The organism is Scandinavium hiltneri (genome assembly GCF_024764835.1).
GTDB classification, from domain to species: domain Bacteria; phylum Pseudomonadota; class Gammaproteobacteria; order Enterobacterales; family Enterobacteriaceae; genus Scandinavium; species Scandinavium hiltneri.
Map to the genome: position 1 here is coordinate 127,299 of NZ_JALIGE010000072.1, position 13,500 is coordinate 140,798.

The window sequence follows — 13,500 nt, forward strand, 5'->3', positions numbered from 1 at the left end:
GCAAACGTCACGCCCGGCAAATAAGTCTTACTTCGCGCCTTCTACAGCTTCACGCGCAATTTTGGTGATGCGATCGTAATCACCGCTTTCCAGCGCATCCGCCGGAACCAGCCATGAACCACCGATGCACAGTACGCTTTTCAGCGCCAGGTAATCGCGATAGTTCGCCGGAGAGATGCCGCCAGTCGGGCAGAAACGGATATGCGCGAATGGACCTGCAATCGCCTGCAGCGCTTTGGTGCCGCCGTTTGCTTCTGCCGGGAAGAATTTGAACTCTTTCAGACCGTAGTCCATACCCAGCATCAGTTCAGATACGGTGCTGATTCCTGGGATCAGTGGAATAGTGCCTTCAGTCGCAGCTTTCAGCAGCGGCTCGGTCAGGCCCGGGCTGATAGCAAACTGCGCGCCCGCTTCGGTCACTTCTTTCAGCTGCTGAACGTTGGTCACAGTACCGGCACCGACGATAGCATCTGGCACTTCTTTCGCGATGGCACGGATAGCGTCCATGGCGCACGCGGTACGCAGGGTCACTTCCAGCACGCGCACGCCACCCGCGACCAGCGCTTTCGCCATCGGTACAGCGTGTTCCAGTTTGTTAACAACGATAACCGGGACAACCGGGCCGTTGGTCAGGATTGCTTCTGCACTTGTTTTCCAGTTTTTCATCAGAGTTTTTCTCTCGCCAGAATGAGTAATTTCGTCGTATTAAAAAGTGATGCAGGTTGCGCCCTGCTCTGCACCGGAAAGATTCTCGCGCAGTGCGCTGAACAGTTCGCGACCACTCCCAACCCGTGATGCGCTCAGGTCAGGTAAATGCGGTTTGCGGGCAGCCAGTTCTGCTTCATCCACCAGCAGTGTCAGCTCGCCGGTTTGTCCATTCACGCGGATCATATCGCCGTCATGGATTTTCGCCAGCAGCCCACCGTCGTACGCTTCAGGCGTGACGTGGATAGCAGAAGGCACTTTACCGGATGCGCCAGAAAGCCGTCCATCGGTGACTAATGCAATTTTGAAACAGCGGTCCAATAATACACCTAATGGCGGCATAAGTTTATGCAATTCTGGCATGCCGTTAGCTTTTGGTCCCTGAAGACGCACGACAACCACGCAATCTTTATCCAACAGACCCGCTTCGAAGGCCGGCAGCACGTCATGCTGGCTCTCAAATACGACCGCCGGCGCTTCGGTAATTTGGTTTTCAAGCGGCACGGCGGAAGTCTTCATCACCGCGCGACCGAGGTTACCACTCAGCACTTTAGTGCCACCGTGATGGGAGAACGGTTTGTCGATAGTGGCAATGACCGCCTCATCCAGCGATACCTGCGCACCCTCGCGCCAGTCCAGCTCGCCGTTATTTAGCCATGGCTCCATGGTGTAGCGAGACAGACCGTGACCGGCAACGGTTTCTACGTCTTCGTGCAGCAGGCCGCCTTTCAGCAGTTCACGCACCAGTACCGGTACACCGCCCGCAGCCTGGAAGTGGTTGATATCAGCCGGGCCGTTCGGGTACAGACGCGCCATCAGCGGCACAACGTCGGAAATGTCAGAGAAGTCATCCCAGTTGATGATAATGCCCGCAGCGCGTGCCATCGCCACCAGATGCATCGTGTGGTTGGTAGAACCGCCGGTCACCAGCAGCGCCACGATCCCATTAACCACGGCTTTCTCGTCAATCATTTTACCGAGCGGCATCCATTCATTTCCGTTGCCGGTCATGCGGGTCACCTGCCGAGCGGCGGCGGCGGTCAGCGCTTCACGCATTGGCGCATCCGGATGCACGAACGAGGAGCCCGGCAGCTGCATGCCCATAAATTCGATAACCATCTGGTTGGTGTTGGCTGTGCCGTAGAACGTGCAGGTGCCCGGCGCGTGATACGACGCGGCTTCCGATTCCAGCAGCGCCATGCGGTCGACTTTGCCTTCGGCAAACAGCTGGCGAATGCGCACTTTTTCTTTGTTCGGCAGGCCGCTGGACATCGGGCCTGATGGAATGAAGATCGATGGCAGATGACCAAATGACAGCGCCGCCATGGCCAGGCCCGGGACGATTTTGTCGCACACGCCGAGATACAGCGCGCCGTCGAACATATTGTGAGACAGCCCAACGGCCGCTGACATGGCGATCACTTCGCGGCTCAACAGCGACAGCTCCATTCCGTCCTGACCCTGCGTGACGCCATCGCACATCGCAGGCACACCACCGGCGACCTGAGCCACCGCGTTCACGCCGTGCAGCGCTTTGCGGATAACGTCCGGGTAGTGCTCGTACGGCTGGTGCGCTGAAAGCATATCGTTATAAGAGGTGATGATGGCGATGTTATTACGCAGCATGCTTTTCAGCGACGCTTTGTCATCCGGTTGGCAAGCCGCGAAGCCGTGCGCCAGGTTACCGCAGGCCAGACGTGAGCGCTGAACAGTATCGGATTTGGCCTGATTGATGCGGGCGAGGTAGGCGTGACGGGTTTCTTTAGAGCGCGCAATAATACGTTTTGTTACGCGTAACAGTGCGGGATTCATAAAAGCTCCTCAAACTCTGAGTGTCTGGGCTTATGCATTAACACGAAATTCAGGAGTCATTAACAATGCTGAAACGCGCGTATGCTGTAGCTCAGGGGCAAATTCATCTCCCATAATTGTAATGAAAAAAGCCCCGAGGGTGAACCTCCCGGGGCTTAAAAGTGCAAATTTCGCACGAGATGCTGTGTCAGATCATGTTACCGGTAAAGTAACCTGAACGGAGTAGCGTCACACTCTACTCAAATTCGTTCCAGGACCGACCATCACGGGTGATCATCGCCACGGAAGCGACCGGACCCCAGGTGCCTGCCTGATACGGTTTTGGCGCATCCTGATCGGCAGCCCAGGCTTCGGTGATTGAATCGACCCATTTCCAGGCTTCTTCCACTTCATCACGACGCACGAACAGCGCCTGGATACCGCGCATAGTTTCCAGCAGCAGACGCTCATAAGCATCGGCCAGGTGCGTTTCGTTGAAGGTTTCAGAATAGCTCAGATCAAGCTTGGTGGTTTGCAGGTTGTGCTTGTGATCCAGACCCGGCACTTTGTTGAGGATCTGAATATCCACACCTTCGTCCGGCTGAAGACGAATGGTCAACTTGTTCTGCGGCAGCTCCTGCCAGGACTCTTTGAACAGGTTTAGTTCAGGCGTTTTGAAGTACACAACAACTTCGGAACATTTGGTCGGCAGACGCTTACCGGTACGCAGGTAAAACGGTACGCCAGCCCAGCGCCAGTCATCGATATCAACGCGGATAGCCACGAAGGTTTCGGTGTTGCTGCTCTTGTTTGCACCCTCTTCTTCGAGGTAGCCAGGCACTTTTTTGCCCTGTGCAAAACCGGAAGTGTACTGGCCGCGTACGGTTTTATCGCGCACGTTGGAACGGTCGATACGACGCAGCGATTTCAGCACTTTCACTTTGGCATCACGAATGCTGTCTGCACTCAGGTCAGACGGCGGCGACATCGCAATCATGCACAGAATTTGCAGCAGGTGGTTCTGGATCATGTCGCGCATCTGCCCGGCCTGATCGAAGTAACCCCAACGCCCTTCAATGCCCACTTCTTCCGCCACGGTAATTTCCACGTGATCGATAGTGCGGGAATCCCAGTTATTGATGAACAGGGAATTGGCAAACCGCAGCGCCAGCAGGTTGAGTACGGTCTCTTTACCGAGATAGTGGTCTATACGGTAAACCTGGCACTCTTCGAAATATTCGCCGACCTGGTCGTTGATTTCGCGGGATGTCGCCAGGGATGTACCCAGCGGTTTTTCCATCACGACGCGCGCCGGTTTAGCGTTCAGTTTCGCTTCGCCCAGACCTTTGCAGATAGCGCCAAAGGTGCTCGGTGGCATCGCAAAATAGTTGATGGTGGTGCGTTCTTTCTGATCGAGCATTTTGCCGAGGCGGGTGAAGGATTTGGTGTCGTTGACATCCAGATTGCAAAAGTCCAGACGCCCACTCAGGGAGTCCCACAGACTTTCATCAATCTTCTCCTTCATGAAGGTTTCCAGCGCCTCGCGCACCACTTTGGTGTATGCATCTTTGTCCCAATCGGCACGTCCTACCCCAAGGATACGCGTGTCCGGATGGATCTGGCCCGCTTTCTCCAGTTGATACAGGGAAGGCAGCAATTTACGACGCGCCAGGTCACCCTTCGCGCCGAAAATGACCAGATCACATGCCTGGGCCGTTTGCGTTACCGCCATGTCATTCTCCTCAGTTGGATTGCCTGGTGCTTCTGCCAGGCGCTATTTGTAATTTTCTTACGCTGCACTGTACTGTGTTTACGTTAATGCCGAAACCCCTTACCCCCGCCGACGCCAGATAAACGCATTTCTGGAATAAAAACCCCGGCTGGAGTGGGCCAACAGCTTATTTTCGCTCGTCATTTCGCCACAATTCTGTCGGCAAAAGTCGACTGTGATCATGTAATGAAAAAAAACAACGTAAATTGCCCTCTTTCTTCTGCATTGCAGGATCCACAGGGGGTATATTCTCACTAAATTGCCCGGCGATTTCACCCATTAATGGAATCGCTTTCACCGATGAGCGCCTGTTAACCATGAACATGCTGGAAAAAATCCAGTCCCATCTGGAAAACCTTAGCAAATCCGAGCGTAAAGTGGCGGAAGTGATCCTCACCTCCCCTTCTCAGGCTATCCACTCCAGCATCGCGACGCTGGCATTACAGGCCTCGGTCAGTGAGCCGACCGTTAACCGTTTTTGTCGTAGCATGGACACCAGGGGCTTTCCTGATTTTAAGCTGCATCTGGCACAAAGTCTCGCAAACGGCACTCCTTACGTTAACCGCAACGTCGATGAAGACGACAGCGTGGAAGCGTACACCGGTAAAATATTTGAATCGGCAATGGCGAGCCTTGACCACGTGCGTCAGTCGCTGGATATGGCCGCCGTCAATCGCGCGGTGGATCTGCTGACGCAGGCGAAAAAAATCGCCTTCTTCGGATTAGGTTCTTCCGCTGCCGTGGCGCATGACGCGATGAATAAATTTTTCCGCTTCAACGTGCCGGTGGTGTATTCCGATGACATCGTATTGCAACGAATGAGCGGTATGAACTGCAGCGATGGTGACGTTGTGGTGCTCATCTCACACACCGGGCGCACCAAGAGTCTGGTCGAGCTGGCGCAACTGGCGCGTGAAAACGATGCCATGGTGATTGCGCTCACTACCGCGGGAACGCCGCTGGCGCGAGAGGCGTCTTTAGCCATCACGCTTGACGTGCCCGAAGATACTGACATTTATATGCCGATGGTTTCCCGGCTGGCCCAGCTCACGGTAATTGACGTCCTCGCGACCGGGTTTACCCTGCGTCGTGGGGCAAAATTCCGGGATAACTTGAAGCGGGTCAAGGAAGCGTTGAAGGAATCGCGCTTTGATAAGGAACTGCAGGTTAGCAGTGATAATCATTAAAAGTTTATAACAAGCTTGTAACCTATTTGTACATTCGGTTAAGTTCCAGCATTAGACTATGCACAGGTGAACGTCCGAATTCCTCTTCACGCAACACCAAAATTGTTTCAGCAATGGAGTATTACATGTCCAGAAGGCTTCGCAGAACCAAAATCGTGACCACGTTAGGCCCGGCTACCGACCGCGACAATAACCTCGAGAAAGTGATAGCGGCTGGCGCTAACGTTGTTCGCATGAACTTCTCACATGGCAGCGCCGAAGATCATAAGCTTCGTGCCGACAAAGTGCGCGAAATTGCGGCCAGACTGGGACGCCATGTCGGGATCCTCGGCGATCTGCAGGGTCCAAAAATCCGTGTTTCCACCTTTAAAGAAGGCAAAGTCTTCCTCAATATTGGCGATAAATTCCTGCTGGACGCCAACCTCGGCAAAGGCGAAGGCGACAAAGAAAAAGTCGGTATCGACTATAAAGGTCTGCCTGCTGACGTCGTGCCAGGCGACATCCTGCTGCTCGACGATGGACGCGTCCAGCTGAAAGTGCTGGATGTTAAAGGCATGCAGGTATTCACCGAAGTGACCGTTGGCGGCCCGCTGTCCAACAATAAAGGCATTAACAAACTCGGCGGCGGCCTCTCTGCCGAAGCGCTGACTGAAAAAGACAAAGCCGATATCCTGACCGCCGCCCTGATTGGCGTCGATTACCTGGCCGTCTCCTTCCCGCGCTGCGGCGAAGACCTGAACTATGCTCGCCGTCTGGCGCGTGATGCAGGCTGCGATGCCAAAATTGTAGCAAAAGTAGAACGTGCAGAAGCCGTGTGCAGCCAGGACGCGATGGACGACATCATTCTTGCCTCTGACGTGGTGATGGTTGCCCGTGGCGACCTCGGTGTAGAAATCGGTGACCCAGAACTGGTCGGCATTCAGAAAGCTCTGATCCGTCGCGCACGTCAGCTGAACCGCTCGGTTATCACCGCGACTCAGATGATGGAATCGATGATAACCAACCCAATGCCAACCCGTGCAGAAGTCATGGACGTGGCGAACGCCGTACTGGATGGGACCGATGCGGTGATGTTGTCTGCAGAAACCGCAGCGGGTCAGTATCCGTCTGAAACCGTCGCCGCGATGGCACGCGTGTGCCTGGGTGCAGAAAAAATCCCAAGCATCAACGTTTCCAAACACCGTCTGGACGTGCAGTTTGATAACGTGGAAGAAGCCATCGCGATGTCAGCGATGTATGCGGCAAACCACCTGAAAGGCGTGTCGGCGATTATCACCATGACCGAATCCGGCCGTACCGCACTGATGACCTCGCGTATCAGCTCCGGCCTGCCGATTTTCGCGCTGTCCCGCCACGAACGTACCCTGAACCTGACGTCCCTGTACCGTGGCGTAACTCCGGTTCACTTCGACAGTGCGACCGACGGCGTGGCCGCGGCGAGCGATGCGGTAAACCTGCTGCGCGACAAAGGCTATCTGGTTTCTGGCGATCTGGTTATCGTCACCCAGGGCGATGTGATGAGTACCGTGGGCACTACCAACACCACCCGTATTCTGACCGTCGAGTAACCCCGTCTGGACGTAAAAAGGTTCATCACGCTTAACCGCGATGAACCTTTTTTATTTCTTCTTCGGGAATAAATCTTTGCGCTTATACGGCTCAATATCGCCCGGCCTGCGGGTTTTCAGCAGTTTGAGGATCCAGGTGTATTGCTCGGTGTGCGGCGTGACAAAGACTTCAACTTCTTCGTTCATGCGCCGCGCGATGGTGGTGTCATCCACCGTGAGCAGGTCGTCCATCGGCGGGCGGATTTCTACCGTCAGGCGATGCGTTTTGCCGTCGTACACCGGGAACAAGGGCACCACGCGCGCCCGGCAGACTTTCATCAGTCGGCCGATGGCCGGTAATGTAGCTTTGTAGGTCGCGAAGAAATCAACAAATTCGCTGTGCTCTTCGCCGTGGTCCTGATCGGGCAAATAGTAGCCCCAGTAACCCTGACGCACCGACTGAATAAACGGCTTAATGCCGTCGTTGCGCGCATGCATACGACCGCCAAAACGACGACGAACAGTGTTCCAGATATAGTCGAAGACCGGGTTGCCCTGGTTGTGGAACATGGCAGCCATCTTCTGCCCTTTCGAGGCCATCAGCATTGCCGGAATATCAACGCCCCAGCCGTGCGGCACGAGGAAAATCACCTTTTCGTTATTGCGTTGCAGCTCTTCAATAATTTCTATGCCGTGCCAGTCGACACGTTTCAGGATTTTCTTCGGGTCCCGCAGACCCAGCTCCGCCATCATCACCATCGCCTGCGGCGCAGTGGCATACATCTCATCAATGATGGCCTCGCGCTCGGCGTCGGTTTTTTCCGGGAAGCAGTAAAGCAAATTAATTTGCGCGCGCCGGCGGGAGCTTTTTGCCAGTCGCCCGACTTTTTTACCCAACGCGCCGAGGACAGGATCGCGGAAAGACGCAGGGGTCAATGCAATACCCGCGAAAGCCAGAACGCCCAGCCAGGAGCCCCAATAGCGGGGATGTAAGAAGGATTTTTCGAACTGAGGAATAAACTCAATGTTATTTTTTTTCGTTTCCATGCCTGTTCCAGAGTCGTACCGGAAAAAGAGAAAGATGCTGATAGTTTAGCGACGTGCCCGGCTTCATACAAAAGAAAAAGCCGACGCCCGTTCAGGCATCGGCTTTTAAGGTCATTTAACCGTCACTGGCTAGTCGATTTGCAGTTGTGGAGCAACCTCTTTGACCTGTGCCAGGTAATCACGACGATCGGAACCGCTCAGCCCTTCGGTACGTGGCAGTTTCGCCGTTAACGGGTTAACCGCCTGCTGGTTGATCCACACTTCATAATGCAGGTGCGGTCCAGTAGAACGTCCGGTATTGCCGGAAAGCGCGATACGGTCGCCTCGTTTCACCTTCTGACCCGGTTTCACCAGCAGCTTACGCAAGTGCATGTAGCGAGTGGTGTAGGTGCGACCATGACGCAACGCGACGTAATAACCCGCCGCACCGCTGCGCTTCGCCACCACCACCTCACCGTCACCGACAGCCAGCACCGGCGTGCCCTGCGGCATCGCGAAATCGACGCCTTTATGCGGAGCAACGCGTCCCGTAACCGGGTTCAGGCGGCGTGGATTGAAGTTTGAGGAGATGCGGAACTGACGCGACGTTGGGAAGCGCAGGAAACCTTTCGCCAGCCCGGTACCATTCTTGTCATAAAACTTGCCGTCTTCGGCGCGAATGGCGTAGTAGTCTTTGCCATCGGAACGCAGACGCACGCCCAGCAACTGACTCTGCTCACGCTTGCCGTCCAGAATTTCTCGGGACATCAGCACCGAGAATTCATCGCCTTTCTTGAGCTTGCGGAAGTCCATTTGCCACTGCATTGCCTTGATAACCGCGCCAACTTCACTGCTGGTTAATCCGGCATTACGCGCGCTGGTCACGAAGCTGCCGCCAACGGTGCCTTTCAGCACACTGTTGACCCAGTCGCCCTGCTGCGTTTCGCTGCTCATTTTGAAACCATTCGCTGCTTTATCGTAGGTACGGGTTTCGCGACGTGACATTTCCCAGGTCAGACGCTGCAAATCGCCGTCGGCGGTAAGCGTCCACGAAAGCTGTTGACCGATTTTCAGGTTACGCAGGTCTTTATCTGCGGAGGCCAGCTGGCTGATATCACCCATATCAATACCATACTGGTTAAGAATGCTGCTGAGAGTATCGCCCGTTGACACCACGTATTCGTGTACACCGGCTTCGTTATCCACTTTGTCGTCCAGCTCATCCTGCGGGATGGCTTCATCTTCCTGCGCCGCCTGATCGATAGGCTCACTGGCTTCAGGCAGAAGGGAACGAATTTCGCTCTTTTCGAGCTCAATGGTTCTGACAATAGGGGCTGAATCGGGATGGTACACGTACGGTCGCCATACGGCGACTGCTAAGGTGAGAACGGTCAACGACCCCAACATAACGCGGTGGGGTCGCGGCAAATTATTAAATGCCAGGGCGACAGAGCGGGCTATCTGTTGCACGTATTCACTTCCTCGTTAATCTCCTTTCAGGCAGCTCGAATACTGGTTCGCCAGTTGGGTCAGGAAAGCTGGATAACTCGCTTTGCCCAACGGGATGTTGGTGCCAAGCGGATCCAGAGTTCCCATTCGAACGGAGGTTCCGCGGGCTACCGCTTCCACCACTGCCGGCCTGAATTGTGGCTCAGCAAAAACGCAGGTCGCTTTTTGCTCAACCAACTGTGTTCTTATTTCGTGTAAACGCTGCGCACCGGGTTGGATCTCAGGATTAACGGTAAAATGCCCCAGTGAGGTCATTCCGTAATGTTTTTCGTAGTAGCCGTAGGCGTCATGAAAAACGAAATATCCTTTCCCTTTCAACGGTGCCAGCTCGTTACCCACCTGCTTATCGGTCGCGGCTAAATTCGCCTCGAAATCCTTCAGGTTGGCGTCAAGTTTGGCTCGACTTTGCGGCATAAGTTCCACTAATTTATCGTGGATTGCAACCGCTGACAGGCGCGCTATCTCTGGCGAGAGCCACAAATGCATGTTGTATTCACCATGATGGTGATCTTCATCACCTTTTTCTGCTGCGCCATGATTATGACCGTGATCGTCATCATCATCGTCAACCCCTTTCATAAGCAGCGGTTTCACACCGGGCAGCGTTGAAATGGTGACCTTTTTCGCATCAGGAAACGCAGTCGCTGTCTTGTCCATAAATGCTTCCATCTCAGGACCAATCCATACCACTAAGTCGGCGTTTTGTAAGCGTTTTGCGTCACTTGGGCGTAAAGAATAATCGTGCTCGGAGGCCCCGTCAGGCAGTAAAACCTCTGTCGGTGTGACTCCGTCGGCGATGGCTGAGGCAATGAATCCGAGGGGTTTCAGCGAGGCAACCACGGTGGCACTCGCTTGCGTAGCGGCAGCGCCCCAAAGTACGGTGGATAATGCTGCGAAAAGAAGCGTCGTTTTATGTAACATAATGCGTCTTATCATCGTAATGAATAAAAGAAGTGTGATATTATAACATTCACTGACTTGTGCAACCTCAAATTGTGATGACGAATCTCGTAACGCTCGAAAATGTTTCGGTCTCCTTCGGCCAGCGCCGTGTCCTGTCTGATATTTCGCTGACGCTGAAGCCTGGCAAAATTCTTACGCTTCTTGGGCCAAATGGCGCAGGAAAGTCGACGCTCGTCCGCGTGGTTCTTGGACTGGTAGCACCGGATTCCGGTGTCATCAAGCGCGAGGGCAAACTGCAGATTGGCTATGTCCCGCAAAAAATACACCTCGATTCCACCCTGCCCTTAACCGTGAGCCGCTTTTTACGGCTGCGCCCCGGTACTCGCAAAGAGGATATTCTTCCGGCGCTGAAACGCGTGCAGGCGGGGCATCTGATGGATGCGCCGATGCAAAAGCTGTCCGGCGGTGAAACGCAGCGCGTGCTGCTGGCCCGTGCGCTGTTGAACAAACCACAGTTGCTGGTACTCGACGAGCCCACTCAGGGTGTGGATGTTAACGGACAGGTCGCGCTGTACGACCTTATCGACCAGTTGCGCAGTGAACTGAATTGCGCAGTGCTGATGGTGTCTCACGACCTGCACCTGGTGATGGCCAAAACCGACGAGGTGCTGTGCCTCAATCACCATATTTGCTGTTCAGGCACGCCGGAAGTGGTGTCGATGCACCCTGAATTTATTTCGATGTTCGGCCCACGCGGCGCGCAACAGCTGGGGATTTATCGTCACCAGCATAATCATCGCCACGATTTACAGGGACATATTGTTCTGCGTAGAGGGAACGACCGCTAATGATTGAATTACTGTTTCCCGGCTGGCTGGCCGGTGTGATGCTGGCCTGCGCTGCCGGGCCGCTGGGCTCGTTCGTGGTCTGGCGTCGGATGTCCTATTTCGGCGATACCCTCGCTCATGCTTCACTGCTTGGCGTGGCGTTTGGCCTGTTGCTGAATGTGAATCCTTTTTATGCGGTGATCGCCGTGACGCTGATGCTGGCGGGCGGTCTGGTGTGGCTGGAGCGCCGCCCTCACCTTGCCATCGATACGCTGCTCGGGATTATGGCCCACAGTGCGCTGTCGCTGGGTTTGGTGGTGGTCAGCCTGATGTCCAATGTTCGTGTGGATTTGATGGCCTATCTGTTCGGTGATTTGCTGGCCGTGACACCAGAAGATTTGATTTCGATTGGCCTGGGCGTTGTGGTGGTGGTGGCTATTCTGCTGTGGCAGTGGCGTAACCTGCTGTCGATGACCATCAGCCCTGACCTGGCCTTCGTTGACGGTGTGAAACTGCAACGCGTCAAACTGCTGCTGATGCTGGTCACCGCGTTGACCATTGGCGTGGCGATGAAGTTTGTCGGGGCACTGATCATTACGTCGCTGTTGATTATCCCGGCCGCTACCGCACGCCGCTTTGCCCGCACGCCGGAGCAAATGGCCGGCATCGCCGTCGGCATTGGCATGATTGCCGTTACCGGCGGCCTGACCTTCTCCGCCTTATACGACACGCCCGCAGGCCCTTCGGTGGTGCTCTGCGCCGCAGTGCTATTTATCTTCAGCATGACAAGAAAAACCGCCCAATAGGGCAATGCCGATCAGTTAAGGATCGGTTGACCGATCCTTAAACTGCGGCACTATAACGGCTTCCACTACAGGGAGCCGTTTTCTTATGCCACTTCTCAATGACCTGCTCGATTTCAGCAACCATCCCCTTATGCCACCGCCTTCTGCACAGATGTTTGCGGAACATCTTCCTGCCGAGTGGATACAGCACTGCCTGACGCTCTCTGAGCACGCAACTGTTCGCCGCCGCCGTCTGCCTGGCGATATGGTCATCTGGATGGTGGTCGCTATGGCCTTTTTCCGCAATGAGCCGATTACCGATGTGGTTCGCCGCCTGAACCTGAGCGCTGATGGCGATGCCGGCATGAATCTGCTGGCCCGCCAGCGGCTGGGAGCGGCCCCGGTTGAATGGCTCTTCCGCCAGACCGCACAGACATGGGGAGCCGAACGCTACCACAAAGATGACTGGCGGGGTCTGCAACTTTTTGCCGTTGATGGCGCACAGTTCAGAACACCTGACGAACCTGAACTTCGTGAATATTATGGCTCCGCCAATACCGCCACAGAACGGCAGAGTGCTTATCCGGTGATGCGTCTGGTGGCACTGATGAACCTGGGCAGTCATGTGCTGCTGGATGCGGTGACCGCCCCCTACCGGCGGAGTGAAATCCTGCTGGCCCAGTCGATGACGGCCTCCATCCCGGACAACTCAGTGACGCTGTTCGACAAACTGTTCTACAGCGCAGACCTGCTGGTTACGCTGAATCAGCAGGGGAATAACCGGCACTGGCTGCTGCCAGCCCGCAAAAATAGGGTGGCGGAAACAGAGGAAAGTTACGGTTCAGGCGACAGACTGCTGAAGCTGAAGGTGTCCCCGCAGGCGCGGAAAAAGAATCCCTCGCTGCCGGAGAACTGGTATGCACGGGCAGTAACATACGAGATAAATGGTGTGGAGAAAACGGTCCTGACATCACTTCCGGCTGACCGCTATAAAGCAAAAGAGGTGGCAGAGCTTTATCACTCACGATGGGAAATCGAGGTCGGGTTCAGAAACCTGAAAAGCAGTCTGCTGGATAATGCGCTGGTGCTGAGAAGCCGGAAGGTTGACCTGCTGGAGCAGGAGGTGTGGGGCATGTTGCTGGCCTATAACCTGATACGGCGGGAGGTAACAAAGGCGGCGGAGAAACACAAAAAAGCGCCCTCAGAAATGAGCTTTAAGTTCGCGTTCCAGTTTATCGCGACGGAAATGATAGTACTGGGAAATACGGTATCGCCGGGAACAATCCCGAGGAGGCTGGAGCACCTGCGGGGGAATCTGGAGGCGGTGTTCATAACAAAACGCCCCCGACCATCAAGGCCGAGGGCGGTTAAGATGTCAAAAACACGCTATCCGGTGAACCGACATGCCGCTCCGCTTAAGTGAACGGCATTGGCCCAATAGGGCGGTTT

Annotated in this window: 11 protein-coding genes and 1 pseudogene; 5 read left to right on the top strand and 7 right to left on the bottom strand. The window is 54.9% G+C overall.

What is annotated here, in order from left to right:
• Positions 1 to 27: 27 nt before the first annotated feature.
• The 4 genes and pseudogenes from MUU47_RS09450 to MUU47_RS09465 form a co-directional block, all read right to left on the bottom strand.
• Positions 28 to 666, bottom strand: coding sequence for a bifunctional 4-hydroxy-2-oxoglutarate aldolase/2-dehydro-3-deoxy-phosphogluconate aldolase (locus MUU47_RS09450; protein WP_110512253.1), 639 nt, complete (start codon positions 664 to 666; stop codon positions 28 to 30).
• Positions 667 to 705: 39 nt separating this feature from the next.
• Positions 706 to 2,517, bottom strand: a complete 1,812-nt coding sequence (edd, locus tag MUU47_RS09455; RefSeq protein ID WP_258987977.1) for a phosphogluconate dehydratase — start codon at positions 2,515 to 2,517, stop codon at positions 706 to 708.
• A gap of 235 nt (positions 2,518 to 2,752) precedes the next feature.
• Positions 2,753 to 4,228: a glucose-6-phosphate dehydrogenase gene (zwf, locus tag MUU47_RS09460; protein WP_125353802.1), complete on the bottom strand. Its 1,476-nt coding sequence runs from the start codon at positions 4,226 to 4,228 to the stop codon at positions 2,753 to 2,755.
• A pseudogene (locus tag MUU47_RS09465) lies at positions 4,219 to 4,332 on the bottom strand (hypothetical protein); the annotation flags it as partial. The gene zwf and the pseudogene MUU47_RS09465, both read right to left, overlap by 10 nt.
• Positions 4,333 to 4,584: 252 nt before the next feature.
• Here MUU47_RS09465 and MUU47_RS09470 point away from each other — a divergent pair.
• Together MUU47_RS09470 and pyk are read left to right on the top strand one after the other, a co-directional pair.
• Positions 4,585 to 5,454, top strand: a complete 870-nt coding sequence (locus tag MUU47_RS09470) for a MurR/RpiR family transcriptional regulator (protein ID WP_258987978.1) — start codon at positions 4,585 to 4,587, stop codon at positions 5,452 to 5,454.
• A gap of 125 nt (positions 5,455 to 5,579) precedes the next feature.
• Positions 5,580 to 7,022 carry a pyruvate kinase gene (gene pyk, locus MUU47_RS09475; protein ID WP_258987979.1) on the top strand — a complete coding sequence of 481 codons (1,443 nt, stop codon included), beginning with the start codon at positions 5,580 to 5,582 and terminating at the stop codon, positions 7,020 to 7,022.
• Positions 7,023 to 7,073: 51 nt separating this feature from the next.
• Here the strand turns inward: pyk and lpxM are convergent, their stop codons facing one another.
• The 3 genes from lpxM to znuA all read right to left on the bottom strand — a co-directional run bounded on the left by lpxM (position 7,074) and on the right by znuA (position 10,457).
• Positions 7,074 to 8,048: a lauroyl-Kdo(2)-lipid IV(A) myristoyltransferase gene (gene lpxM / locus MUU47_RS09480; RefSeq protein WP_258987980.1), complete on the bottom strand. Its 975-nt coding sequence runs from the start codon at positions 8,046 to 8,048 to the stop codon at positions 7,074 to 7,076.
• A 129-nt stretch (positions 8,049 to 8,177) separates the two neighbouring features.
• Positions 8,178 to 9,497, bottom strand: a complete 1,320-nt coding sequence (gene mepM / locus MUU47_RS09485; protein WP_258987981.1) for a murein DD-endopeptidase MepM — start codon at positions 9,495 to 9,497, stop codon at positions 8,178 to 8,180.
• Between the two features lie 15 nt (positions 9,498 to 9,512).
• The gene (gene znuA, locus MUU47_RS09490; protein WP_258987982.1) at positions 9,513 to 10,457 is read right to left on the bottom strand and encodes a zinc ABC transporter substrate-binding protein ZnuA; all 945 of its coding nucleotides are present in this window, start codon (positions 10,455 to 10,457) and stop codon (positions 9,513 to 9,515) included.
• A 77-nt stretch (positions 10,458 to 10,534) separates the two neighbouring features.
• Here znuA and znuC point away from each other — a divergent pair, with 77 nt between their 5' ends.
• The 3 genes from znuC (at position 10,535) to MUU47_RS09505 (ending at position 13,474) form a co-directional block, all read left to right on the top strand.
• On the top strand, positions 10,535 to 11,287 hold the full coding sequence (gene znuC / locus MUU47_RS09495; RefSeq protein WP_258987983.1) for a zinc ABC transporter ATP-binding protein ZnuC: 753 nt from the start codon (positions 10,535 to 10,537) through the stop codon (positions 11,285 to 11,287).
• The gene (znuB, locus tag MUU47_RS09500) at positions 11,287 to 12,072 is read left to right on the top strand and encodes a zinc ABC transporter permease subunit ZnuB (protein ID WP_258987984.1); all 786 of its coding nucleotides are present in this window, start codon (positions 11,287 to 11,289) and stop codon (positions 12,070 to 12,072) included. Before znuC ends, znuB begins: the two co-directional genes overlap by 1 nt.
• An 85-nt stretch (positions 12,073 to 12,157) precedes the next feature.
• A complete protein-coding gene (locus MUU47_RS09505; RefSeq protein ID WP_258987985.1) occupies positions 12,158 to 13,474 on the top strand; it encodes an IS4 family transposase in 1,317 nt (438 codons plus the stop codon).
• The last annotated feature ends 26 nt before the right edge of the window (positions 13,475 to 13,500 follow it).

Bases quoted from the DNA above. Each gene is read 5' to 3' on its own strand.
- MUU47_RS09505 (WP_258987985.1), top strand. From the start codon at position 12,158: ATGCCACTTCTCAATGACCTGCTCGATTTCAGCAACCATCCCCTTATG.
- znuC (WP_258987983.1), top strand. From the start codon at position 10,535: ATGACGAATCTCGTAACGCTCGAAAATGTTTCGGTCTCCTTCGGCCAG.
- MUU47_RS09470 (WP_258987978.1), top strand. From the start codon at position 4,585: ATGAACATGCTGGAAAAAATCCAGTCCCATCTGGAAAACCTTAGCAAA.
- zwf (WP_125353802.1), bottom strand. From the start codon at position 4,228: ATGGCGGTAACGCAAACGGCCCAGGCATGTGATCTGGTCATTTTCGGC.
- lpxM (WP_258987980.1), bottom strand. From the start codon at position 8,048: ATGGAAACGAAAAAAAATAACATTGAGTTTATTCCTCAGTTCGAAAAA.
- pyk (WP_258987979.1), top strand. From the start codon at position 5,580: ATGTCCAGAAGGCTTCGCAGAACCAAAATCGTGACCACGTTAGGCCCG.
- MUU47_RS09450 (WP_110512253.1), bottom strand. From the start codon at position 666: ATGAAAAACTGGAAAACAAGTGCAGAAGCAATCCTGACCAACGGCCCG.
- edd (WP_258987977.1), bottom strand. From the start codon at position 2,517: ATGAATCCCGCACTGTTACGCGTAACAAAACGTATTATTGCGCGCTCT.
- znuB (WP_258987984.1), top strand. From the start codon at position 11,287: ATGATTGAATTACTGTTTCCCGGCTGGCTGGCCGGTGTGATGCTGGCC.
- znuA (WP_258987982.1), bottom strand. From the start codon at position 10,457: ATGTTACATAAAACGACGCTTCTTTTCGCAGCATTATCCACCGTACTT.